A 22176-nucleotide genomic window follows, 5' to 3' on the forward strand; every position below is an offset into this window, starting at 1 on the left:
TAGTAGCTTTAATATGACTATTGGGTTTAATTTAGCAATAATGTTAAAAAAGAGGAAGCAGAGCCGCTGCGAACGTTGCTGTTTATTACATGATAATTCATTGTGCACATGTCCTCACTGCTCTTCCTTGATGGGTGATCAGCTTTTAGATTATAAGCTTAAGAATCAAAAGAAAGTTCATAATATGGGTAAGTTTTTCATTGTATTATCACTTTTTTTATTTTTTTGCTTACTAATAAGTTTTTTTCTCTACGGATAAAAGCTCAATACCAACGAAATAAATACCCCAGTAATAATTAGTTGTAACACGCAAAAGCCCATAATATCTTTAGCTTTTAACCCTGCAATGGCTAATACCGGTAATGCCCAAAAGGGTTGAATTAAATTAGTCCACGCATCTCCCCACGCCACAGCCATAGCAACCCGCGCCATATCTGCACCAAGCTCTTGTGCTGCAGGGATAACAATAGGCGCTTGTACCGCCCATTGTCCGCCACCTGAGGGCACAAACATATTAACGAGTCCTGCACTAATAAAGCTGTAAAATGGCAAGCTATCGGCATCCGCTATGGCTATAAAGCCCTGTGATATTTGTTGCGCCAGTCCAGTATCTACCATGACCGCCATAATGCCAGCATAAAAAGGGAACTGAATTACAATTCCTGCGCCACTCGGAATCGCTTGTTGCAAGCTATTAAGCACATTATGGGGTGTTTGATGCAGAGTGATTGCCATAAACAAAAACAGGGCAATTACACTATTGAGGTTTAAGCCGCCACCTGCGATGAAAAAGTAATAACCTAAGTAGGCAAGTCCGATTAAACCAATGCCCATACCTAGCAGTTTGCTTTGCTCTAAATGTTGAGCAGGGCGTGTTATTGCGACTTTATCAGTTAGGGTATTTTCAAGCAGTGAAGGATCAATATAAACACTGTCTTTTTCACTCGGTAGCATGTAGCGGTTAACCAGCGGCATAATAATAAATAAGCCAATCAGAATCGCAATGTTAAAGCCTGCGAATAAGGTTTGCTGTGTGCCAATAATACCCATAGTCGCCTGTGAAAAATGCCCTTCGCTGGCAATGGTTAGTGGTACGGAGCCTGCCAATCCGCCGTGCCATACTACAAAGCCTGAATAGGCACTTGCCACTAATAGCCGATAATCCACTCGAGTCTGTTTAGCAATGGCTTTAGCAAATAAAGCACCAATCACTAAGCCAAACCCCCAATTAAGCCAGCTTGCTAAAAGCGAAATAAATGTCACTAAAATAATGGCTTTTGGGGCCGTATTAGCAAGCGTTGCTAATTTTGTTAGTAACTTACTTATTAAAGAGGTACTGGCAAGCATATAGCCTGTTACTAATACCAACAGCATTTGCATGGCAAAGCTTAGTAAGTTCCAAAACCCGCTCCCCCATGATGTTATTACCTCAAGTGTGGTTGCAGGGGTCGCTAAATTCGCAATGACTAAAGTAATAATGGTGAGCAAAATAACAAATATAAATGGGTCGGGTAAGTAGCGCTCGACGAGCTTGGTAAATGGACTGGCAACTTTATTAAGCATAATTAATAACGAGTTAGTGAAAACTTATTTGTTAATTAATCATGAAATCTTAGGATTAGCAAACACCGCTTTGAATAAATGCTCAGCAAGGCAGACTTTTTAAAGGTTGTTGATGAGGGGGTGTCGCTAGCAAATACTTACCTTGGTCGGTATTTGCTAGTTATGCTCAATTAAGAATCACCAAGCACTTGCTTTAAGCGATTTTGTACTTCTTGAACGAGTAAGTCGGGCTGAAATTTTGATAAAAATGCATTACAGCCTACTTTTTCCACCATGGCTTGGTTGAAGCTACCACTCAGGGACGTGTTAAGCACCACATGTAAGTTTTTTAAACGGTTGTCGTTACGTATTTCATAGGTTAAGCGATAGCCATCCATCGAAGGCATTTCGGCATCGGTAATCACCATTAGCAGCTCTTTTTCAACATCGCGTCCTTCATCAGCCCAGCTTTTGAGCATTTGTAGGGCTTCTAGACCGTTACTGGCAGGAATAATTTCGATACCAAGCTGCGATAACGTATCGCTAACTTGTTTACGTGCTGTTGGCGAATCATCGGCGTGCAATATTTTGCGTCCTGCAAATTCGTTTACGATGGTTTCATCCAACACCCCATCAGTAATATTGACCTCGTACTCAACTATTTCAGCGAGTACTTTTTCTACATCAATAATTTCAACTAATTGCTCTTGGCCATCACGCTGTACTTTAGTTAGTGCCGTAATATAATGATTTTTACCCACAGAGCTGGGGGGCGGCATAATGTCAGACCAGGTCATATTCATGATTTGATCAACCTTGCCAATTAAAAAACCTTGTGTGGTACGGTTATATTCAGTTATGACCAGATTACAATCTTCACCATATTCTTTTTTAGCCATAGAAATGGCTTGGCGAAGGTCAATCACTGGGATAGATTCACCGCGTATATTGGCTACACCGGTTACCTTAGGGTGAGAGTGCGGTATTTTGCTTAAACGGGGAAGCTTTACCACTTCTTTTATTTTAAATACATTGAGTGCAAATAAATGGCGGCTATGCAAATAAAAAAGTAGCAACTCTAAACGATTTTCGCCTACAAGCTGAGTACGCTGATCAACTGACGCTAAAACACCTGACATAATAGACCCATATTTTTCCTCATAACTTAATAACTATAGTTTACTCTTATTTTTCTTCATAACGAACCGTGAATATTTCGATTACAGTAAAACGTTGCTTAAGTGTTATCATGTGCAGTATCGTGTTACTAAATGATTTAAATAATCAATCGATTAACAAAAAATTATGCATCATATTTTTAAACGTATTGTTGTGCTGTTGCGCAGCCATATTGATCAGGTAAGTTGGCAGTCTGTTGTAATAGCAACATCCTTACATATGCTGCTTACTTGGTGCTTATTGTTAGTGGCAAATGAGCAGGCACTGCTTTCACCGGGTACTTTTTTTTACTACTACACGGTAACCACTTCAACGGTAGGGTATGGGGATTTAAGTCCATCAACTGACTTAGGTCGATGGATTGTCGCATTAATACAAATACCTTTTGGTTTGGCTTTATTTGGTGTCTTGTTGGGTAAAACAGGACAAACAGTAACTTACTTAATTAGGCGCGCTATGACTGGTGATAAAAACTTTGCTCACAGTAGCAATCATATTATTATTTTTGGTTGGCATAATGCTCGTACCAAAAAAATGATCGACTACATTTTGGCTGATACTAAGCGGACAGATCGCCGTATCTTATTAGCGGTTACTGAACAAATAGAGCATCCGTTTTTAAGTAATGAGAATGTTGATTTTGCTCGCCTAACCAGTTTCACCGATTTGGATGAATTAGAACGCGTTGCCATTCGCCACGCCGATAAAGTGATTATTGATGGCCAAGATGACGACCAAACATTTACCACCGCACTGCGTATTAGCCGTTTAGTCAAAGAAGATTGTCACATAAGTGCGCACTTTTTTGATGAAACGAAAGTGGAAATGTTATTAGAGCATTGCCACAACGTAGAGTGTAGCAGTACTAAATCGGCAGAGATTTTAGTGCGCTCAATGCAAGACCCAGGCTCAAGTCGTGTACAAGAGGAACTATTATCAACCTTGCATGGTGATACGCAGTTTAGTTTACAAATCCCTAGTAATGTAAAAACCATGGAGTTTGGCAAATTATTTCATCACTTTAAGTACGATCATGATGCAATATTGTTAGGTGTGGCTCATAATTTAAGTGCAAAAAATATGGATTTAAATCCGCCTTTAGATTATGCAGTAAACGCCGGAGATATTTTGCATTACATTGCGCAAGAGCGAGTATTGAGTAATGAAGTTGACTGGCCTAGCTTGGAAAAATAATGACTGAAATTGCGTTTTTAATTATCGTTTTATGTGCTTACATTTTCCCTATTATGATAATTCTTAACAGTAAGCGTAGCCAAGGCCATGAAAAAAATGGCTGGCTAGTCGGCGCTATCTTCTTTTCGTGGATAGCGCTGATTCTTTACTTTTCGATTGTGCCCAAGCAAGGGCACGCCAAGAAAAAGTAATGAATGAGTACCTTTTGTTACTTATTCTAATTGTCTCAGCTTATGCTCAACCAGCGGGTCGTCTGGCGCTAGCTGTTGAGCCACTTCTAATAGTTTAATGGCATCATTTGGATTTTCATCTTGATGCTTAATGGCTACGTCTATTAAAGGTTGAATATCAATTTTTTCTTGGTGTTCTTGCACGTGCGCTGCTTTTTCGTCGATTAAAATAGTGTGAGCGGTACTTAATAACGCTTGACGATGCGGCGAATTAGCATTGACTTTATTAAGTTTTTTATAATAATCCTCTTTTAAACGCAGTGTTTTTGTTTGTAGCCTAAATTGTGCAATGTCGATTTGTTGATTAGCAATAAAATCAACAGCCACTTGTTTATAAAAGCCAAACTTATTTAAATAAGTGGCATGAGTGCCGTGCCCCATCCCAAATACGCGTAAGTGAGTGAGCTGCTGGTAGCGTTTAGCGTGTTGGCGGTCAATGCGGTTGGTTGGGTCGTAAATAATGTAGCCCTCTGCATCCCCTAAATCTAAATCATGGTAGTCACCTTGCCAGTCATATTGTTGGGCAATGTCGGTACTTGAGCGGTCATCCCAAGGGGCGATAAGTTTGTTTTTAGTGCTAACAGGATGGAAAAGCAGTACTTTGTCGAGTTTGAGTAATTTAGCAAATGCACCCACAGCAAAGCCGCCACGACTAAGTCCATAACCTAGCTTGGTTTCAAAAGGAGAGAGTAGGGTTGATAGTTGCTCAATAAAAAAGATTAAATTGCGGTTACGAAACCAATTACTTTTACCCAAATGCTGAAACGCAATAATATTAACGTTTTGCTTTTGTGCTAAATGATAGCCCCAAGGTGCAAAGTCTTCGTTCAAATCACGCTCTTGTACATCAGTACCGGCAGGTGAAAAAGTAAAAAGTAAGGGTTTATTGAGATCAACAAAGTGATATTTTACATACACATCACCGAGTAAATCCCCACCAGAGGTAGGTAGTTTTGCTTGCTTCTCATTATCGCTGAGAGTTAACCATTCATCTAACCAGTATAGTAATTTCATTTTTCCTCCAGTGCGCACAAGCCGCAGATCATAGCAAATCTGAGGGCATAAGAGAAATTGAGCCAAGCTATACTGCGCTGGTGGACTGGCTTTTTAATGGCAAAATGTATGTTACCTTTGCGACTATTAAGCCATGTTCAAAATTTCATTCCAGTCATTTTCGGTCACTGGCATGACCGATAAACGTCCCCCTTTTTTAAGTGCAATGTCTGTCACTGACTCATTTGCCTTAATTGCTTGCAAGCTCACTATGCTACTGAGATGAGAATGGTAGGTTACTTCCACCACAAACCAACGGGGGGTCTCAACGGTTGCTTTGGCATCATAATAATCGCTACTTAAGTCAAACTGAGTCGGATCAGGGTAAGCGGCTTTAGTGACAATTCCTATTCCCGCAACGCCAACCTGTTTACAGCTAGAATGATAAATCATCACTAAATCACCTTGTTTAACATCATCGCGGATAAAGTTACGCGCTTGGTAGTTTCGCACGCCTTCCCATAACGTGGTTTGTTCAGGGGCATACTTTAAGTCATCAATTGAAAAGGCGTCGGGTTCGGTTTTAAATAGCCAAAAAGCCATATTAGTTTTCCTCACTCAGTGTGTTGGTATTTTTCCAGTATTGTATAGTATCATTTAGAAATTAGGGGATTGAGGAAGAAATAATGAGCCAAGTATTAGATGATTTATTGTCGTTGTTATCACTTGAAGAAATTGAACAAGGTTTATACCGAGGACAAAGCCAAGACTTAGGTTTTAGAGCGGTGTTTGGCGGTCAAGTTATGGGGCAAGCGCTTTCAGCAGCCAAAGAAACACTGCCAGCGGGGCGAATTGTTCACTCATTACATTCTTACTTTTTACGCCCAGGCGATGCTGCAAAGCCGATAGTGTATGACGTTGAAACGATTCGCGATGGTAAAAGTTTTAGTACGCGTCGTGTTAGCGCGATTCAGTACGGTAAGCCTATTTTTTACATGACGGCGTCGTTTCAAGGTGATGAACAAGGGTTATCGCATCAAGCGACCATGCCAGATGTTCCTGCCCCTGAAGAGCTACGTTCTTCATTAGAGTTTTATCAAGAAAATGCACAGCATATTCCAGAAGCTATCCGTAATAAATTTATTCGTGAAATGCCGATTGAAATGCGCCCAGTGAATTTTCATAACCCCTTTAAACCAGAAGCCATCGAACCAGTAAAACATATTTGGTTTAAAGCCAATGGCGATATGCCTGACGATCAACGTATTCATAACTATTTATTAGCGTATGCGTCCGACTTTGAATTTTTACCAACCGCATTACAACCACATGGCGTGTCGTTTATGCAGCCGAATATGCAAGTGGCGACGATTGACCATGCTATGTGGTTTCATCGTCCGTTTAGAATGGATGATTGGATTTTATATACTATTGATAGCCCAAGCGCGAGCTCAGGAAGAGGGCTGGTACGTGGGCAGTTTTTTGACCGCCAAGGAAACTTGGTAGCCTCTACTATTCAAGAAGGGGTAATGCGCCAGCGCTAATCCTAATACCCACTATATTGAATATCTTCAATATAGTGGGTATGGCTTTATTTTACTTGCATTGAGCGTGCACAATATCTGTTATTGACTGCCAAATACGTGCCGGTAATAGCGTTTGTAGTTGTTTGTAAGTCTCGCACAACGCTGGACTGCCTTGTAAGCCATTATCTGACTCACTAATTAGCTTTTGTTCGCGTAGGTTTGAAATAAAGCTACTGAGTACCTTTTTGTCAAAAAACTCCGGCGTTTTAATGCCATGTAACGTACCCAAGCGCTGCGCCAGCACATAGCTTTCACGTTCAAGCTCTGCTTTTTCAATCCCTTGGCTGGTTTGAATAAAGCCAATCACAATCGCATAACGTTGCAAAGTAAAGCTCAATGCACGACCGAGCATTTCGAGTTTGGCAAAGCTATCGTTATTTTGAGTCACTTTAATGTTATCACCATCAAGCGCAATTAAGCCTTGATCACTAAAGTTAGTTAAAATACGAGTAACGTAGCTCTCATCTAACTCTTGCAAGTACCACTCTTTAGCAAACAATGGATAAAAAGATTTCACCAGCTGATGGCACTGAGTTACGGTGCTTTGATGTTGCTTAAATAAATGCAGCGCCACTAAACTAGGCACCGCAAAAATATGTAAAATGTTATTACGGTAGTAGTTGAATAAGGTTTTTTCTTTATCGCTTATCGCAATTATTTCGCCAAACTCATCACTGATCACATCAAACTTATTAAGCTTTAAGGCATGTTCAAGTAGCTGCTCTGGTGTTTCATCGGGTGCGGTTATTTTACTGCTATAGCTGGCTTCACGTTGCAATCGTAAGTAAAACTCAAGCTGAGCTAACAGCTTTGGCTTACTCAATGCCTGCTTATCGTTTACCAGCAGTATCATCGCCAGTAAGTTAACTGAGTTAAGTGCGGCGGCATTGTTAATTTTAACCATAACCTGATCAGCAAGGTTAGCCACCTGCGGCCCTAACCATTGTGGTTTTTGCACATCGGTTGCATGAATTGATTCACGCCAGTCAGGCTGGTTATCATTTAAATACTGATTGATAGAAATAGGGTCGCCAAAGTTTAAATAACCACGACCATAGTTTTTTAAATTCTTAATCGCTTTAAAAATACCTAATATCGACTCGCCTTTTTTATCATTACCCGCAAGTTCTTTTAAGTAGGTATTGATTTCCATGACGTGCTCGTAACCAATATATACCGGCACAATAGATATAGGTCTGTCTATACCGCGCAACATGGCTTGCATTGTCATTGCGAGCATGCCGGTTTTAGGGGGTAGTAAACGTCCCGTTCTGCTGCGCCCACCCTCGGTATAAAACTTTACCGAGTAACCTTTGATAAATAACTGGCTTAAGTATTCTTTAAATACCGCTGAGTAAAGTTTGTTACCAGCAAACGAGCGGCGAATAAAAAACGCGCCACTGCGGCGGAATATGCCACCGGCTGGGAAAAAGTTTAAGTTAATACCCGCTGCAATATGCGGTGGAACAAGCCCTTGATGGTAAATAGAGTAGGTCAGTAGCAAGTAATCCATATGGCTACGATGACACGGCATGTAGATTATTTCATGGCCCTTGTTGGTTAGGTCATGGATTTGCTCGGTGTACTTTATATCAATCCCATTATACAGCTTGTTCCAAAGCCAGGTTAATATGCGATCGGCAACGCGAATGGTGGCGTCGCTGTAATTAGCAGCAATTTCATCAAGAAGCTTTAATGCGTTTTGTCGCGCTTGGGCTTGGCTAATATTTTTTTCAGACGCTTCAGTTTGAATCGCTTTTTTTATCGTTGGGGATGCCAGTAGTGAGCTAAATAACTGATCACGAGATGGGATTTTAGGCCCTGTGGCAGCCAGCTTCTGGCGCTTAAAGTGTACTCTAGCTACGCGAAGTAGTTTATGAGGAAGTTCATTTACATCGGCTTTTTCGTTCACCAGTAGTGATAAATCAAGTGGTTGGCTAAAACGAATAAAGTTGTCTCTACCTGAAAAAAGTACAACAAATATTTTTCTAAACCAGCTGGGCGTAAGTGAGTGCGAAAGTAAAGTACTCAGTCCTGGCTTCTCTTTACCCGGCGCTCTGCCCCATAAAATAGTCACAGGCACAACCTGCACATTTTTTTGGCCACTATTTAATAAGTGTTCAATGATTTGCTTGCCCTGATCTAATGCGTTGGTAGGCTTTTCTTTATTACCAAATAACGGTGGTGGGTTTTTAATGCCAATAAAACGATCTAACGCTTGGTCACCTAACACTTGCTGCTCGGTAGGGTCGGGCAAGCCATTTCGTTTACATACGCGCGCGAGTGCCGCTAAATCAAAGCGTGAATTTAAACGCACTATATAAAAGGTCGGGTTTTTAGGGTTTAACTCAAATTGCTCTAACGGCTTCTCAGGCAGTACTTTGCTTTTAACAAACAAGCGGCTAATACCACCAGAGATAAGATTTAAACCATAATTTAAAATACGCATTGACTCACCATAAGAGAGTAGTTACCCAAATCAATATGGGTATATAACAGCAAAATTAGCGCATAGGATAACATATTATCTAAAAAATCCTCTGCAGATTAATCGACAAGCTATGACATTATAGTGACATCATCACTTCCATTACGTTCACTATTAATAAACTTAGCTATTTTTTAAACGACAATTGCAAAGCAATTATGTCTAAATAGTTGTTGCATTTATCACCAGCATCATTATAATACGCAGGCTTTCAAAATTCCCTCGGGAACAAGAAAGAATAAATTAAGCTTGGATTTCAAGCTAATAAACAGGAGTTCCGATTTGGAACTCAACGTAGATATAATCTAACAACCGGCATCTTAATTATTAAGATTGTTTCGGTCGTTTTTTTATGCTCTTTAAATGCTCTTTATATTGAGGTTTAAGAATGTCAAATCAACGCATTCGTATTCGCCTAAAAGCTTTTGACCACCGTTTGATTGACCAATCAACGGCGGAAATCGTGGAAACTGCGAAACGCACTGGCGCACAAGTACGTGGTCCAATTCCACTACCTACACGCTTTGAACGTTTTACTGTACTTACATCACCGCACGTTAATAAAGACGCGCGTGATCAGTACGAGATCCGCACCCATAAACGTCTGATCGACATCGTAGAACCAACTGACAAGACTGTAGACGCACTTATGCGTTTAGACCTTGCTGCTGGTGTTGATGTTCAAATCAGCCTGGGTTAATCGGAAGATTAGAGAGGTTTTAGGAAAATGGCATTAGGTCTAGTCGGTCGTAAAGTGGGTATGACACGTATCTTCACTGAAGATGGTGTATCTATCCCTGTGACAGTTATTGAAGCGACTCCTAACCGCATTGCTCAGATCAAATCTGACGCAACAGACGGTTATAACGCGCTTCAAGTAACCGCAGGCACTAAAAAAGCAAGCCGTGTAAACAAAGCAACAGCGGGTCACTTCGCTAAAGCTGGTGTTGAAGCGGGTCGCGGTCTGTGGGAATTCCGCCTAAATGGTGGTGAAGGCGATTTTGAAGTAGGCGCAGAGCTTACGGTTGAATTATTCAACGAAATCAACAAAGTTGACGTAACCGGTACTTCTAAAGGTAAAGGTTTCCAAGGTGGTGTTAAGCGCTGGAATTTCAGCATGCAAGACGCTACACATGGTAACTCTCTATCTCACCGTGCTCCTGGTTCAATCGGTCAAAACCAATCACCTGGTAAGGTGTTTAAAGGTAAGAAAATGGCCGGTCAAATGGGTAATGAGCAAGTAACAACTCAGAACCTTGAACTAGTTCGCGTTGACGCTGAGCGTAACCTGCTTTTAGTTAAAGGTGCAGTACCTGGCGCTATCGGCGGTGACGTTATCGTTAAACCAGCTGTTAAAGCATAAGTCCTGGAGATTTAGTGATGGAATTAGCAATTAAAGACGCTTCTGGCGCTCTTGAAGTTTCTGAAGCTACTTTTGGACGTGAGTTTAACGAAGCATTAGTACACCAAGTAGTTGTTGCATACGCAGCAGGTGCTCGTCAAGGTACTCGTGCTCAGAAGACACGTTCTGAAGTAAGCGGTGGTGGTAAAAAACCATGGGCTCAAAAAGGTACTGGCCGTGCACGTGCTGGTACAATCCGTAGTCCAATTTGGCGTTCAGGTGGCGTTAGCTTCGCAGCTAAACCACAAGACCACAGCCAAAAAGTAAACCGTAAAATGTACCGCGGTGCGATCAAAAGCATCTTATCTGAATTAGTTCGTCAAGAGCGTTTAATCGTTGTTGAGAGTTTTGGTCTTGAAGCACCAAAAACTAAAGAACTAGTTGCTAAGCTTAAAGAACTTGAGCTTAAAGATGTTCTTATCGTGACTGAAGAAGTAGATGAAAATCTTTTCTTATCGGCACGTAACCTGTACAAGGTTGACACACGTGATGTAGCTGGTATCGATCCTGTAAGCTTAATTGCTTTCGACAAGGTACTAATTACAGCTGCTGCTGTTAAGCAACTTGAGGAGGCGCTAGCATGATCCGTGAAGAACGTCTTTTAAAAGTGATCCTTGCTCCACACATCTCTGAAAAAAGCACAATCGCTGCTGAAGAAAACAACACGATTGTTTTCAAAGTAGCAAATGACGCAACTAAAGCTGAAGTTAAAGCGGCAGTTGAGAAGCTTTTTGAAGTAGAAGTAACTGGTGTTCGCACACTTAACGTTAAGGGTAAAACAAAACGTACTGGCATGCGTTTCGGTCGTCGTAGCGACTGGAAGAAAGCTTACGTTACTCTTAAAGAAGGTAGCGAGCTGGACTTTGTCGGCGGCGCCGAGTAATAAGGGGAGTTAGAATTATGGCACTTCAAAAGTGTAAGCCAACTTCTGCGGGTCGTCGTCACCTAGTTAAAGTGGTTAACCCAGATTTACATAAGGGTAAACCTTACGCACCACTATTAGAGAAAAACTCTAAATCAGGTGGTCGTAATAACAATGGTCGTATTACGGTTCGTCATATCGGTGGTGGTCATAAGCAGCATTACCGTTTAATCGATTTTAAACGTACTAAAGATGGCATTCCAGCCACTGTTGAGCGTTTAGAATATGATCCAAATCGTAGCGCAAACATCGCTCTTGTATTATATGCAGACGGTGAGCGTCGTTACATTATCGCACCAAAAGGCTTAAAAGCTGGCGATGCAATCCAGTCTGGTGTTGATGCACCAATCAAACCTGGTAATGCATTACCAATGCGTAATATGCCTGTAGGTTCGACTGTTCACAACGTAGAACTTAAACCAGGTAAAGGTGCTCAAATTGCACGTTCTGCTGGTGCATACGTTCAAATCCTTGCACGTGATGGTCAATATGTAACATTACGTCTTCGTTCAGGCGAAGTTCGTAAAGTTGAATCTGATTGTCGTGCGACACTAGGTGAAGTAGGCAATGCTGAGCATATGCTTCGTTCACTTGGTAAAGCAGGTGCAAATCGCTGGCGTGGTATTCGTCCGACAGTTCGTGGTGTTGCCATGAACCCGGTTGATCACCCACACGGTGGTGGTGAAGGTCGTACATCTGGTGGTCGTCATCCTGTGTCTCCATGGGGTAAGCCGACTAAAGGTGCTAAGACGCGTAAGAACAAGCGTACGGATAAATTTATAGTACGTCGTCGTACTAAGTAATATTGAGGAATAGCCATGCCACGCTCTCTCAAGAAGGGTCCTTTTATAGACCTACACTTGCTGAAGAAGGTAGAGAAAGCTTTGGAAAGCGGTGAAAAGAAGCCAATTAAAACTTGGAGCCGTCGTTCAATGATCATACCTAACATGATCGGATTGACCATTGCTGTCCATAATGGTCGCCAGCATGTACCAGTTTTCGTTTCTGACGAAATGATCGGTCACAAACTAGGTGAATTTGCACCAACTCGCACTTACCGTGGCCATGCTGCGGATAAGAAAGCGAAGAAACGTTAAGAGGGGAAGATAAATGCAAGCATTAGCTAAACATAAATTCGCCTCTGGTTCGGCGCAAAAAGCACGTCTAGTTGCAGATCAGATCCGCGGGTTACCTGTCGATCGCGCACTAGAAATCCTGGCGTACAGCCCGAAAAAAGCGGCTGTATTAGTTAAGAAAGTACTTGAGTCTGCTATTGCTAACGCAGAGCATAACGAAGGTGCTGACATTGATGAGCTACGTGTAACAACGATTTTTGTGGACGATGGTCCAACAATGAAACGTATTATGCCACGTGCTAAAGGACGCGCAGACCGCATCCTTAAGCGTACAAGCCACATCACTGTTGTGGTTTCAGATAGCTAGGAGATATAAGTAATGGGACAAAAAGTTCATCCTACTGGTATTCGCCTAGGTATATCTAAACCTTGGGTTTCTACCTGGTACGCGAATTCAAAAGATTTCTCTGCACAGCTTTTTGGCGATCACAAAGTACGTACATTCCTTACTAAGGAATTAAAAGCGGCTTCTGTGTCTAAAATCGTTATTGAGCGTCCAGCAAAATCTATCCGAGTAACTATTCACACGGCTCGTCCGGGTGTTGTTATCGGTAAAAAAGGCGAAGACGTAGAAAAATTACGTCAAGCGGTAACTAAAATCGCTGGTGTACCTGCTCAGATTAATATTTCTGAAGTACGTAAACCAGAACTAGATGCACAACTAGTAGCAGACGGCATTGCCTCTCAGCTAGAGCGTCGTGTTATGTTCCGTCGCGCTATGAAGCGTTCGGTACAAAATGCAATGCGCATCGGTTCTAAAGGGATTAAAGTTGAAGTTAGCGGTCGTCTTGGCGGCGCAGAAATCGCACGTTCAGAATGGTATCGTGAAGGTCGTGTACCTCTACATACTCTTCGTGCTGATATCGACTACGCAACTTCTGAAGCCTTAACCACTTACGGTATCATTGGTGTTAAAGTTTGGATCTTCAAAGGCGAAGTTATTGGTGGTTTACCACTAGTACAAGAGCAAGAGAAGCCAGCTAAACGCGCACCAAAGAAAGCCAAAAAAAGTGCTAAGTAGAGGTAGCGAGTAATGTTACAGCCAAAACGTACAAAATTCCGTAAAATGCATAAAGGCCGCAACCGTGGTCTAGCGCAAAACGGTAACAAAGTAAGCTTCGGTACTTTCGGTTTGAAAGCTACTGGTCGTGGCCGCATGACTGCTCGTCAAATCGAAGCAGCTCGTCGTGCTATGACGCGTCACGTGAAACGTCAAGGTAAAATCTGGATCCGTGTCTTCCCTGACAAGCCGATCACAGAAAAACCTCTTGAAGTTCGTATGGGTAAAGGTAAAGGTTCTGTTGAATATTGGGTTGCTGAAATTCAGCCTGGTAAAGTACTTTACGAAATGGAAGGTGTTTCAGAAGAGCTTGCTCGTGAAGCGTTTAACCTTGCTGCTCGTAAACTGCCATTCAAAACAACTTTCGTAACTCGGACGGTAATGTGATGAAAGCAAGCGAACTAAAAGATAAAAGCGTAGAAGAGCTAAATGCTGAACTTCTAGGTCTTCTTCGTGAGCAGTTTAACCTGCGCATGCAAGCAAGCACTGGTCAGTTAGCTCAGACACACACGCTAAGAACAGTACGTCGCGATATCGCGCGTGTAAAAACAATTATTAACCAGAAGGCAGGTCAATAATGAGCGATAAAATTCGTACTCTTCAAGGCCGTGTAATCAGCGACAAGATGGAAAAATCTTTCACTGTTGCTATCGCACGTTACGTGAAGCACCCAATCTATGGGAAATTCATCAAACGTACGACTAAGTTACACGTACATGACGAAAATAACACTGCAAAAGCGGGTGACGTAGTTACTATCCGTGAATGCGCTCCAATCTCTAAGAACAAATCTTGGACTTTGGTAGATGTTGTTGAACGTCCAAAACAAGCTTAATTTTTAATTAAGTCTGTTTTATGAAAAGCCCCGGCATTAGCTGGGGCTTTTTACGTTTAGAGCAGTTTTTAGCGGTAAGCTTTCAGCCTTTAGCTGGCAGAAGTAAATTATAGCGCCGTAGTTTGGGTTGAGTGTTACGAACCTAAGTGCAATAAAATATTATTATAAAATAGGCGTAAGAAAAGCCTTTGCAAGTGCAAAGGCATATGCTTTTCTGCGAAGCCCGAAGCCCGAAGCCCGAAGCCCGAAGCCCGAAGCCCGAAGCCCGAAGCCCGAAGCCCGAAGCCCGGAGCCCTTTTACCAAATCATTTCTACAAATTCAGGGTGGTCGATATACGGGTTACGATTTCCCTGAAATTCAAACGCTGCTTGATTGCGGTCTAATTCCATTTGGCTAACGGGGTCGTTGTTATGCCATTTTAATAACATAGCCACGACCCAATTTTCAAATACTTGGTTACTAGAGCCGTTAAGTACGGCATTACTAGCCGTGGTGTTATTTTGCCAAGAGCCGATTACGTTTTGGTAGCGTGTAGCCATGTAAAAATAAGCACGAGCAAAGTCACCTTTAAATTCATCAATAGGCTCAAATACAGTACCAGTGTAATTAATCGCACTACTTGCAGAACCTAATTGACTGCCATTGGTTGAAGTAAACGTAGCGCTGGCCACTTCACCGAACGGGAAGTTGCTACGCTTTGAATTTACATAGCCGTCAGTGGCGTAAATATGATGAACATCAGAGTTCATTGGTTCTATGGTGCCGCCAAACCAGCTTTTAGGAAATGAATGTTCACGGTTATAACAATCGGCTTCGCTATTGTAGGTACCGCACTGATCGCTTACAGCAGTATAAGTGTAGCTATCAACTCCATTTGGCTTTTCACTGTACATATCTAAAATACTATTATCATTTTCAAAGTATTTATCGCGTGCTGATGCGTCGTAAAAACTCCAAATAGCAGAATACCCTTGAGCGTTATGGTTATTAATAATGTTATAAAGCTCAGTTTTTAGCGTGTAGCCAGTTAAGCCTTGAGTTGTAACATAGTAGCCTGTTGGCGTCGGTGTTGGCTGGGTAGCACCTAATGAGAATGCGGTAGACTCACTTGCTTGAAAGCTTGATCCACTGGCAAGCAAATTGGCTTCATTATTCAAGGCGTAGCTGCCACTGCCAAATGAGCAACAAATACCATCGCCGTAGCTGTCGTTAATAGTAAATGTATAGTCGCCATTGGTTAAACATAATTGTTCGGTGTATTGAGTATTTGCGGCATAACCACTGCCGCTTGCAACCATACCAGCTTGGTTGTGTGTTATTTGCCAACTGGTTTCTTCGCCGTAGTTATCTGTAGTTAGGTTAAAAGTAAGGCTGTTATCTGCGCAGCTTGGAGAATCACTGCTGTCATTATTAGGTAAGAAGTTATCAACATAAACTAACTCACTACCATCAAAGCCGCTTGTATCGTAAAAGCGTAAACCGACATCAATCGTTTTACTACTATCAGCGGTATAGCTGTAAGTTATGGTTTGCCATTGATTGGTTTGTGCTGGATTTGAATAGCCTTTATAACCATCTATGAACAAACGGGCCTTAAGATGACCTTCGGTATGATACACATCCACTGAAAATTCATAAGTTTCACCCATTTCCACCGCGACTTGCTGTAAAAAGTCAGTGTTACTTTGTGTGCCAGTATTTACGCTAATCGCTGCTGCTTGTAAGCCTGTACTCACGACTGCGCTGTTGGCAGATACGTTAATACCGCTATCAATCACCGTCCATGCTTGTGGGGTGTTGCCTGTCCATTGTTCAAAGTTGCCATTAACCACATTAGCCATCGCAGGCAAAGAGCTCAATAACAACGCGCTCAAAAGTAATTTGTTTTTATATATGCCGTGTAACATAGGTGTTCCTATTTTATAGTTTTAAGCAATATACATTAGATCATAAAGGTTACAAAATTGTTAAATTAGAATTTCATAAAAGGCAATAAAAACCCTTTAGGTTAATTTCACTGGTTTTTAACTAGATTAATAACTAAATGGAATATCAAAGCAGATTCTATTCTTTTTTTATCTATGCTTAGACGGCTATCCTGCATACTCAATTAACCTCAACAGAACCTTCTGAATGAGGTGGCACTCATTTTAAACAATGTGAACAAGCATTGTGTTTAACGTTCAGGGTTATGAGGAAAAATTCATGTTGTTAGGTCAACTCAATGCGCTAGCAAGTCCGCTTTCGCAAGAGCAAGTACAAAAGCTACAAGGTTTAGTGGCTGAGCTTAATCCAATTCAGCAAGCGTGGGTTAGCGGCTATTTGGCTGCTAATGCTAATTCAGCAGCGCTAGGTGCGCCAATTGCAGGTACACCAGCAACCTCTGAGGCAGCAGTACTTACTATTTTGTATGGTTCACAAACAGGTAACGCTAAAGCGGTGGCGACTAAGCTTAAAGAGCAAGCTGAATCTCGTGGGTTAGCTGCAAAGCTGGTTAGCATGTCAGATTACAAGCCAACCGCATTGAAAAAAGAAAAGTTTTTAACCGTTGTTGTATCAACTTATGGTGAAGGTGAGCCACCTGAAGATGCCGAAACACTGTACGAATTTTTAATTACCAAAAAAGCGCCAAAGCTTGATGGCGTTAAAGTCGCGGTATTAGGTTTAGGTGATTCTAGCTATGAATTTTTCTGTCAAACCGCTAAAGACTTTGAAGAGCGTTTAACTAAACTCGGTGCAGAGGTTATTTATCAACGTGCCGACCTAGACGTTGATTACGATGATGAAGCCGCCACTTGGATTGAGGGCGCGTTAAATGCGTTTGAACCAGATTTAAAAGCTCAGCAAGATGCCACAGGCGGCCAAGTTGTATCAATGCCATTTGGCACGCCCACGACAGCGGCTAGCCAATACACTAAGCAAAACCCGTTTGCGGCAGAGCTAAGCTTAGTGCAAAAAATTACCGGTCGTGACTCAACCAAAGATGTACGCCATGTTGAAATTTCACTTGAAGGCTCTGACATTACCTATACGCCGGGTGACTCGTTAGGCATTTACTTTTTAAATGATGAAGCCCGTGTAGATGAGCTACTAGCGCAAACGCAAATTGATCCAACTAGCCGCGTTAAACTTGGCGATGAAGAACTTAGCGTGCGTGATGCCTTAATTGAAAAACTAGAGCTGACACAATCGTACCCTGGTTTTGTCGAAAAATATGCCACGGCTACAGGCACGCCTGAACTTCTTAAGCTTGTGGAAGATAAAGCCGCAATGCGTGAATATATTGAGCCTCGCCAAATTTTTGATGTGGTTGCACAAAACCCAGCTAAATTAGAAGCACAAACACTGGTTGATTGCCTACGTAAATTGCAAGCGCGTTTATATTCAATTGCTTCTAGCCAAAGCGAGGTTGAGGACGAAGTGCATTTAACTATTGCATTGGTTGAGTTTGAAGTGTTTGGCACAGAGCATTTAGGTGGCTGTTCAGGCTATTTAGCACGCCGTGCGCAAGAAGGCTGTAAAGTAAAAGTATTTACTGAACATAACGACAACTTCCGCTTACCAGTAAATGATGACACACCGATCATCATGGTAGGGCCAGGTACAGGTATTGCACCGTTCCGTGCCTTTTTACAAGAGCGTGATGCGCGAGAGGCTACGGGTAAAAACTGGTTATTCTTTGGTAACCCACACTTTACCCAAGACTTTTTATACCAAGTAGAAATTCAAGGTTACTTAAAATCAGGCTTATTGAGTAAAGTAGATGTGGCGTTTAGCCGTGACCAAGCAGAAAAAGTTTACGTGCAAGACAAGTTACGTAAAAACTCAAAAGAAGTGTTTGACTGGCTAGAAGCGGGTGCTCATTTTTATGTGTGTGGCGATGCAAACCGTATGGCCAAAGATGTACACAATGCCTTAATTGATATCATCACAGAAAATACCGGCAAAAGTAATGAAGAGGCCGATCAATACTTAAAAGATTTGCGTAGCGCAAATCGCTATCAGAAAGACGTGTATTAAGTGCACGTTGTTTATTTTATTAAAAGCTAACAGCCGTCACTGTAACAAATTTAGGATTTAAAATGAGCGAACAAGATAAAACCGTAAAGCTTTCTGATAACGAACGTTTAAAAAGAGAAAGTAACTTTTTACGCGGCACTATAGCGCAAGATTTAAAAGATGAAATTACCGGTGGTTTTACTGCCGATAATTTCCAGTTAATTCGTTTTCATGGCATGTACCAGCAAGATGACCGCGATATTCGTCCCGAGCGTGCTAAGCAAAAGCTAGAACCACTACATAATGTCATGCTGCGTGCACGTATGCCTGGCGGTATTATTAAGCCCGAGCAATGGTTAGCAATTGATAAGTTTGCTGGGGAGAAAACCAGCTATGGCAGTATTCGTTTAACTACGCGCCAAACATTTCAGTTCCATGGTGTATTAAAACCTGAAATTAAAGGTATGCACCAGCTACTTAATAGCGTGGGTATTGATTCTATTGCAACCGCCGGTGATGTTAACCGTAATGTGTTATGTACTACCAATCCGGTTGAGTCTGAGTTACATCAAGAGGCCTACGAGTGGGCAGCAAAAATTTCTGAACACTTATTACCTAAAACGAAGGCATACGCTGAAATTTGGCTCAATGGTGAAAAATCTGAAACTACAGAAGAGCCAATTTTAGGCTCAACTTATTTACCGCGTAAGTTTAAAACCACAGTGACGATACCACCTAATAATGAGGTGGACGTACATGCTAACGATTTAAACTTTGTGGCGATTGCTGATAACGGTAAATTAGTTGGTTTTAACGTGCTAGTAGGGGGTGGCCTTGCCATGACCCATGGCGATACAGCAACCTACCCGCGTAAAGCGGACGACTTTGGCTTTATTAGCCTAGAAGATACGTTAAAAATTGCTGAGCACGTGGTATCTGTTCAGCGTGATTGGGGTAACCGCTCAAATCGTAAAAATGCAAAAACTAAATACACACTTGACCGTGTTGGGTCTGATGTATTTAAAGCAGAAGTTGAAAAACGTGCAGGCGTGAGCTTTGCACCAAGCCGCCCTTATGAGTTTACTCATCGAGGGGATCGTATTGGTTGGGTTGAAGGCATTGACGGTAAACATCACTTAACGCTCTTTATCCAAAGTGGTCGTATTTTAGATTACCCCAATAAGCCACTGAAAACAGGGTGTCGTAAGATTGCAGAAATTCATCAAGGTGATTTTCGCATGACCGCCAATCAAAACTTAATTATTGCCGGTGTACCTGCAGGTCAAAAAGCAATCATTGAAAAAATAGCGCGTGAACACGGTTTGATTGATGACAAAGACACTGAGCAACGTAAAAACTCAATGGCGTGTGTATCACTGCCGACTTGTCCTTTAGCGATGGCCGAAGCCGAGCGTTACTTACCGAGTTTAATTGAAAAAATAGAAGGCTTATTGGCCAAGCATGGAGTACCTAATGACAGCATTATTATGCGTGTGGTTGGTTGCCCTAACGGCTGTGGTCGTGCCATGCTAGCTGAAGCTGGATTAGTAGGTAAAGGCCCAGGTAAGTACAACGTTTACCTTGGCGGGAATACGGAGGGTACGCGTATCCCTAAGCTTTATCTTGAAAATGTGGGCGAAGAAGTTTACCTAGAGGCATTTGATAAGCTGATTGGGCAATGGGTTAGTGAGCGCAATGAAGGCGAATGCTTTGGTGATTTTGTTATTCGCAAGGGTATTGTTGCAGAAGTAAAAGTATCTGTTACCGATTTTTACGCATAATTTAAAAGCAGCGCACCGCGCTGGTGAGGTTTAAAATTGACCATGAGTGAATTTAAAAACATATTACAGCTAGATAAGCAAAGCCAACAGGCTATGTTAGCTGATGCGAACGGTTTGCTGGCTAACATGAGTGCTGAGCAGCGCGTTGCATGGGCGCTAGAGCACTTGCCTGACACCGCGTTTTTATCATCGAGTTTTGGTATTCAAGCAGCGGTAATGTTGCATTTAATGACATCACAGCGCCCCGATATACCAGTTGTACTAACAGACACGGGTTATCTATTTCCAGAGACCTATCAGTTTATCGATCAGATGAGCGAGCGTTTATCACTTAATTTAAAAGTGTATAAAGCGCAGTTGAGCCCTGCTTGGCAAGAGGCTAAATTTGGAAAACTATGGGAGCTTGGTGAAGAAGGTATTAAGCAATACAACCAGCTCAATAAAGTAGAGCCAATGACGCGTGCTTTAAAAGAGCTTAACGCGAGCACTTGGTTTAGTGGCTTGCGTCGAGATCAATCGTCGAGCCGTGCTGAAAAACAAGTTTTAGAAATAAGCCGGGGTACAGTAAAAGTGTACCCTATTATTGAGTGGAATAATCGTGATGTGTACCAATACCTCACTAAACATGATCTGCCATACCACCCATTATGGGAGCAAGGTTATGTGTCTATGGGTGATGTACACACTACGCGTAAATTAGAGCCAGGAATGAGCGAAGAAGAAACCCGCTTTTTTGGGCTGAACCGTGAGTGTGGCTTGCATATTGATGGTGATGGAATTTAATTACCTTATTATTCAAAGCTATAAATTTAAAAACGCAGCTAAAGCTGCGTTTTTATTTTGTGGAAAATAATTGCCTGACTGCTGTTTTTTTATTATATTAATGATAATAAAGGATTAAATTTACAGCAGGAACGCTATGAAATACTTTACCTACTTAGCAATATCAGTAATGGTCATTGCTCTTATCTCTTTGTTTTATCTTAAAAAGCCAAATGGGCAACCTTGGCTAACCAGCTCATTGATTAAAAATGAATCTTTTTCTATTAAAGATAAAGTGGTAGCGCTTTCATCTAATACATTCGAACAGCTCACACTTGAGCTTAAAAAAGTAGGAGATAAAATCACATCGTCACCGTTAGCATCTGACTCTCAAAGTAAAATTTATAAGTGGCAAGATGAGCAAGGGCAGTGGCATTTCTCCGATGTGCCAAATAAAAATGGCAAGAGTATTGAAGTGCACCTTGACCCTGCAGATATTAATGTTGTGGTAGCCGAAGATACAGCTATATTAAGTGGCAGTGCTAAATCTGCTGCAAAACCTTTTCCTCAGCGAGCGCCTGAAATATACAACAGTGAGTCAATTAATAAGTTGTTTGAAGATGCTGAAAAAGCCAAAAAGAGAATTGAGCAACGCAGTAAAGAAGTCGAAAGTTTCAGCGGCTTTTAGCCCTAGGTGGTTACTGCGATTTCAAGTAGCGCTTTTCTGCTTCCATTAATAATATGGTTAAATAAATTTTAGTTGGCAGTGATAAAAACACACCAATTGCAATGCACGCTGCTGCAGTAATAATGCCTTTAATACCGTACTGGCTGGTAAAGTAGCTCGATACAATTAATACATGGCCTGTCACAATCAGGCATAACCCAAGCAAAATAGATGTTTTAAGTAGTCTTATCATTACTATTGAAGACATGGCGACCTCTGCGCAGCGTGTCTTCTTAGTGTATGGTATCTTGATAGAGCAACATTGATTTAGCGCAAGGGTGTATCAATATTTACTTCTATAGCGAATGTAAAAAAGCCCAGCTCATTGCTGAGCTAGGC

General features: G+C 41.7%; 25 protein-coding genes. 18 read left to right on the forward strand and 7 right to left on the reverse strand.

What is annotated here, in order from left to right; all coding sequences use genetic code 11:
* Nucleotides 1–249: 249 nt before the first annotated feature.
* Entirely contained in the window at nucleotides 250–1563 is a 1314-nt protein-coding gene (locus AAGD16_RS00760; RefSeq protein WP_377113030.1) for a short-chain fatty acid transporter, read from the reverse strand.
* A gap of 170 nt (nucleotides 1564–1733) precedes the next feature.
* A complete protein-coding gene (locus tag AAGD16_RS00765; RefSeq protein WP_013463773.1) occupies nucleotides 1734–2681 on the reverse strand; it encodes a chemotaxis protein CheV in 948 nt (315 codons plus the stop codon).
* Between the two features lie 166 nt (nucleotides 2682–2847).
* Between AAGD16_RS00765 and AAGD16_RS00770 the strand changes: the two genes are divergently transcribed.
* Together AAGD16_RS00770 and AAGD16_RS00775 are read left to right on the forward strand one after the other, a co-directional pair.
* Nucleotides 2848–3915 carry a potassium channel family protein gene (locus AAGD16_RS00770; RefSeq protein ID WP_013463774.1) on the forward strand — a complete coding sequence of 356 codons (1068 nt, stop codon included), beginning with the start codon at nucleotides 2848–2850 and terminating at the stop codon, nucleotides 3913–3915.
* On the forward strand, nucleotides 3915–4106 hold the full coding sequence (locus AAGD16_RS00775; RefSeq protein WP_013463775.1) for a hypothetical protein: 192 nt from the start codon (nucleotides 3915–3917) through the stop codon (nucleotides 4104–4106). Before AAGD16_RS00770 ends, AAGD16_RS00775 begins: the two co-directional genes overlap by 1 nt.
* A gap of 21 nt (nucleotides 4107–4127) precedes the next feature.
* Here the strand turns inward: AAGD16_RS00775 and AAGD16_RS00780 are convergent, their stop codons facing one another.
* Both AAGD16_RS00780 and AAGD16_RS00785 read right to left on the reverse strand, forming a co-directional pair.
* Nucleotides 4128–5159 (reverse strand): cytosolic protein, encoded by a 1032-nt coding sequence (locus AAGD16_RS00780; protein WP_377113040.1) that lies wholly within the window; start codon nucleotides 5157–5159, stop codon nucleotides 4128–4130.
* A 126-nt stretch (nucleotides 5160–5285) separates the two neighbouring features.
* Nucleotides 5286–5741 (reverse strand): EVE domain-containing protein, encoded by a 456-nt coding sequence (locus tag AAGD16_RS00785; protein WP_013463777.1) that lies wholly within the window; start codon nucleotides 5739–5741, stop codon nucleotides 5286–5288.
* An 83-nt stretch (nucleotides 5742–5824) separates the two neighbouring features.
* Between AAGD16_RS00785 and tesB the strand changes: the two genes are divergently transcribed.
* Nucleotides 5825–6682: an acyl-CoA thioesterase II gene (tesB, locus tag AAGD16_RS00790; RefSeq protein WP_013463778.1), complete on the forward strand. Its 858-nt coding sequence runs from the start codon at nucleotides 5825–5827 to the stop codon at nucleotides 6680–6682.
* Between the two features lie 52 nt (nucleotides 6683–6734).
* On the opposite strand, the gene plsB is transcribed toward tesB, so the two are convergent.
* Entirely contained in the window at nucleotides 6735–9173 is a 2439-nt protein-coding gene (gene plsB, locus AAGD16_RS00795) for a glycerol-3-phosphate 1-O-acyltransferase PlsB (protein WP_024601283.1), read from the reverse strand.
* Between the two features lie 427 nt (nucleotides 9174–9600).
* Here plsB and rpsJ point away from each other — a divergent pair, with 427 nt between their 5' ends.
* Genes rpsJ through rpsQ form a run of 11 tightly spaced genes read left to right on the forward strand, consistent with a single transcriptional unit; the run spans nucleotide 9601 to nucleotide 14567 of the window.
* Entirely contained in the window at nucleotides 9601–9912 is a 312-nt protein-coding gene (gene rpsJ / locus AAGD16_RS00800) for a 30S ribosomal protein S10 (protein ID WP_002957900.1), read from the forward strand.
* Nucleotides 9913–9939: 27 nt separating this feature from the next.
* Nucleotides 9940–10575 (forward strand): 50S ribosomal protein L3, encoded by a 636-nt coding sequence (gene rplC, locus AAGD16_RS00805; RefSeq protein WP_008108338.1) that lies wholly within the window; start codon nucleotides 9940–9942, stop codon nucleotides 10573–10575.
* A 17-nt stretch (nucleotides 10576–10592) separates the two neighbouring features.
* Complete coding sequence (rplD, locus tag AAGD16_RS00810) at nucleotides 10593–11198, forward strand: 50S ribosomal protein L4 (protein ID WP_008108340.1); 606 nt, start codon at nucleotides 10593–10595, stop codon at nucleotides 11196–11198.
* The gene (rplW, locus tag AAGD16_RS00815; RefSeq protein ID WP_008108343.1) at nucleotides 11195–11497 is read left to right on the forward strand and encodes a 50S ribosomal protein L23; all 303 of its coding nucleotides are present in this window, start codon (nucleotides 11195–11197) and stop codon (nucleotides 11495–11497) included. Before rplD ends, rplW begins: the two co-directional genes overlap by 4 nt.
* A 17-nt stretch (nucleotides 11498–11514) precedes the next feature.
* The gene (gene rplB, locus AAGD16_RS00820; protein WP_007376192.1) at nucleotides 11515–12339 is read left to right on the forward strand and encodes a 50S ribosomal protein L2; all 825 of its coding nucleotides are present in this window, start codon (nucleotides 11515–11517) and stop codon (nucleotides 12337–12339) included.
* A 15-nt stretch (nucleotides 12340–12354) separates the two neighbouring features.
* Complete coding sequence (gene rpsS / locus AAGD16_RS00825; protein WP_004588689.1) at nucleotides 12355–12633, forward strand: 30S ribosomal protein S19; 279 nt, start codon at nucleotides 12355–12357, stop codon at nucleotides 12631–12633.
* A gap of 13 nt (nucleotides 12634–12646) precedes the next feature.
* Nucleotides 12647–12979: a 50S ribosomal protein L22 gene (gene rplV, locus AAGD16_RS00830; RefSeq protein ID WP_004588690.1), complete on the forward strand. Its 333-nt coding sequence runs from the start codon at nucleotides 12647–12649 to the stop codon at nucleotides 12977–12979.
* 12 nt (nucleotides 12980–12991) lie between these two features.
* Entirely contained in the window at nucleotides 12992–13693 is a 702-nt protein-coding gene (gene rpsC / locus AAGD16_RS00835) for a 30S ribosomal protein S3 (RefSeq protein WP_008108350.1), read from the forward strand.
* Nucleotides 13694–13705: 12 nt separating this feature from the next.
* A complete protein-coding gene (gene rplP, locus AAGD16_RS00840; RefSeq protein ID WP_008108352.1) occupies nucleotides 13706–14119 on the forward strand; it encodes a 50S ribosomal protein L16 in 414 nt (137 codons plus the stop codon).
* Nucleotides 14119–14310, forward strand: coding sequence for a 50S ribosomal protein L29 (gene rpmC, locus AAGD16_RS00845; protein ID WP_004588692.1), 192 nt, complete (start codon nucleotides 14119–14121; stop codon nucleotides 14308–14310). The genes rplP and rpmC overlap by 1 nt, the downstream gene beginning before the upstream one ends.
* Nucleotides 14310–14567 carry a 30S ribosomal protein S17 gene (gene rpsQ / locus AAGD16_RS00850; RefSeq protein WP_013463780.1) on the forward strand — a complete coding sequence of 86 codons (258 nt, stop codon included), beginning with the start codon at nucleotides 14310–14312 and terminating at the stop codon, nucleotides 14565–14567. Before rpmC ends, rpsQ begins: the two co-directional genes overlap by 1 nt.
* A gap of 297 nt (nucleotides 14568–14864) precedes the next feature.
* Here the strand turns inward: rpsQ and AAGD16_RS00855 are convergent, their stop codons facing one another.
* Nucleotides 14865–16475: an endonuclease gene (locus AAGD16_RS00855; RefSeq protein ID WP_013463781.1), complete on the reverse strand. Its 1611-nt coding sequence runs from the start codon at nucleotides 16473–16475 to the stop codon at nucleotides 14865–14867.
* Between the two features lie 298 nt (nucleotides 16476–16773).
* Here AAGD16_RS00855 and AAGD16_RS00860 point away from each other — a divergent pair, with 298 nt between their 5' ends.
* From AAGD16_RS00860 to AAGD16_RS00875, 4 genes are all read left to right on the forward strand, one after another.
* The gene (locus tag AAGD16_RS00860) at nucleotides 16774–18588 is read left to right on the forward strand and encodes an assimilatory sulfite reductase (NADPH) flavoprotein subunit (protein WP_377113051.1); all 1815 of its coding nucleotides are present in this window, start codon (nucleotides 16774–16776) and stop codon (nucleotides 18586–18588) included.
* Nucleotides 18589–18650: 62 nt separating this feature from the next.
* Complete coding sequence (gene cysI / locus AAGD16_RS00865) at nucleotides 18651–20348, forward strand: assimilatory sulfite reductase (NADPH) hemoprotein subunit (protein ID WP_036955679.1); 1698 nt, start codon at nucleotides 18651–18653, stop codon at nucleotides 20346–20348.
* Nucleotides 20349–20390: 42 nt separating this feature from the next.
* On the forward strand, nucleotides 20391–21131 hold the full coding sequence (locus tag AAGD16_RS00870) for a phosphoadenylyl-sulfate reductase (RefSeq protein WP_013463784.1): 741 nt from the start codon (nucleotides 20391–20393) through the stop codon (nucleotides 21129–21131).
* A gap of 136 nt (nucleotides 21132–21267) precedes the next feature.
* Complete coding sequence (locus tag AAGD16_RS00875; protein WP_013463785.1) at nucleotides 21268–21798, forward strand: DUF4124 domain-containing protein; 531 nt, start codon at nucleotides 21268–21270, stop codon at nucleotides 21796–21798.
* A gap of 10 nt (nucleotides 21799–21808) precedes the next feature.
* Here AAGD16_RS00875 and AAGD16_RS00880 read toward each other — a convergent pair whose 3' ends face one another.
* A complete protein-coding gene (locus tag AAGD16_RS00880) occupies nucleotides 21809–22045 on the reverse strand; it encodes a hypothetical protein (protein WP_024601183.1) in 237 nt (78 codons plus the stop codon).
* Nucleotides 22046–22176 lie beyond the last annotated feature (131 nt).

The sequence above is a fragment of the Pseudoalteromonas sp. M58 genome, assembly GCF_042604605.1.
GTDB lineage: Bacteria > Pseudomonadota > Gammaproteobacteria > Enterobacterales > Alteromonadaceae > Pseudoalteromonas > Pseudoalteromonas tetraodonis.

Coding starts and splice junctions, on each gene's coding strand:
- AAGD16_RS00760 (WP_377113030.1), bottom strand. CDS start 1,563: ATGCTTAATAAAGTTGCCAGTCCATTTACCAAGCTCGTCGAGCGCTAC.
- AAGD16_RS00765 (WP_013463773.1), bottom strand. CDS start 2,681: ATGTCAGGTGTTTTAGCGTCAGTTGATCAGCGTACTCAGCTTGTAGGC.
- AAGD16_RS00770 (WP_013463774.1), top strand. CDS start 2,848: ATGCATCATATTTTTAAACGTATTGTTGTGCTGTTGCGCAGCCATATT.
- AAGD16_RS00775 (WP_013463775.1), top strand. CDS start 3,915: ATGACTGAAATTGCGTTTTTAATTATCGTTTTATGTGCTTACATTTTC.
- AAGD16_RS00780 (WP_377113040.1), bottom strand. CDS start 5,159: ATGAAATTACTATACTGGTTAGATGAATGGTTAACTCTCAGCGATAAT.
- AAGD16_RS00785 (WP_013463777.1), bottom strand. CDS start 5,741: ATGGCTTTTTGGCTATTTAAAACCGAACCCGACGCCTTTTCAATTGAT.
- tesB (WP_013463778.1), top strand. CDS start 5,825: ATGAGCCAAGTATTAGATGATTTATTGTCGTTGTTATCACTTGAAGAA.
- plsB (WP_024601283.1), bottom strand. CDS start 9,173: ATGCGTATTTTAAATTATGGTTTAAATCTTATCTCTGGTGGTATTAGC.
- rpsJ (WP_002957900.1), top strand. CDS start 9,601: ATGTCAAATCAACGCATTCGTATTCGCCTAAAAGCTTTTGACCACCGT.
- rplC (WP_008108338.1), top strand. CDS start 9,940: ATGGCATTAGGTCTAGTCGGTCGTAAAGTGGGTATGACACGTATCTTC.
- rplD (WP_008108340.1), top strand. CDS start 10,593: ATGGAATTAGCAATTAAAGACGCTTCTGGCGCTCTTGAAGTTTCTGAA.
- rplW (WP_008108343.1), top strand. CDS start 11,195: ATGATCCGTGAAGAACGTCTTTTAAAAGTGATCCTTGCTCCACACATC.
- rplB (WP_007376192.1), top strand. CDS start 11,515: ATGGCACTTCAAAAGTGTAAGCCAACTTCTGCGGGTCGTCGTCACCTA.
- rpsS (WP_004588689.1), top strand. CDS start 12,355: ATGCCACGCTCTCTCAAGAAGGGTCCTTTTATAGACCTACACTTGCTG.
- rplV (WP_004588690.1), top strand. CDS start 12,647: ATGCAAGCATTAGCTAAACATAAATTCGCCTCTGGTTCGGCGCAAAAA.
- rpsC (WP_008108350.1), top strand. CDS start 12,992: ATGGGACAAAAAGTTCATCCTACTGGTATTCGCCTAGGTATATCTAAA.
- rplP (WP_008108352.1), top strand. CDS start 13,706: ATGTTACAGCCAAAACGTACAAAATTCCGTAAAATGCATAAAGGCCGC.
- rpmC (WP_004588692.1), top strand. CDS start 14,119: ATGAAAGCAAGCGAACTAAAAGATAAAAGCGTAGAAGAGCTAAATGCT.
- rpsQ (WP_013463780.1), top strand. CDS start 14,310: ATGAGCGATAAAATTCGTACTCTTCAAGGCCGTGTAATCAGCGACAAG.
- AAGD16_RS00855 (WP_013463781.1), bottom strand. CDS start 16,475: ATGTTACACGGCATATATAAAAACAAATTACTTTTGAGCGCGTTGTTA.
- AAGD16_RS00860 (WP_377113051.1), top strand. CDS start 16,774: ATGTTGTTAGGTCAACTCAATGCGCTAGCAAGTCCGCTTTCGCAAGAG.
- cysI (WP_036955679.1), top strand. CDS start 18,651: ATGAGCGAACAAGATAAAACCGTAAAGCTTTCTGATAACGAACGTTTA.
- AAGD16_RS00870 (WP_013463784.1), top strand. CDS start 20,391: ATGAGTGAATTTAAAAACATATTACAGCTAGATAAGCAAAGCCAACAG.
- AAGD16_RS00875 (WP_013463785.1), top strand. CDS start 21,268: ATGAAATACTTTACCTACTTAGCAATATCAGTAATGGTCATTGCTCTT.
- AAGD16_RS00880 (WP_024601183.1), bottom strand. CDS start 22,045: ATGTCTTCAATAGTAATGATAAGACTACTTAAAACATCTATTTTGCTT.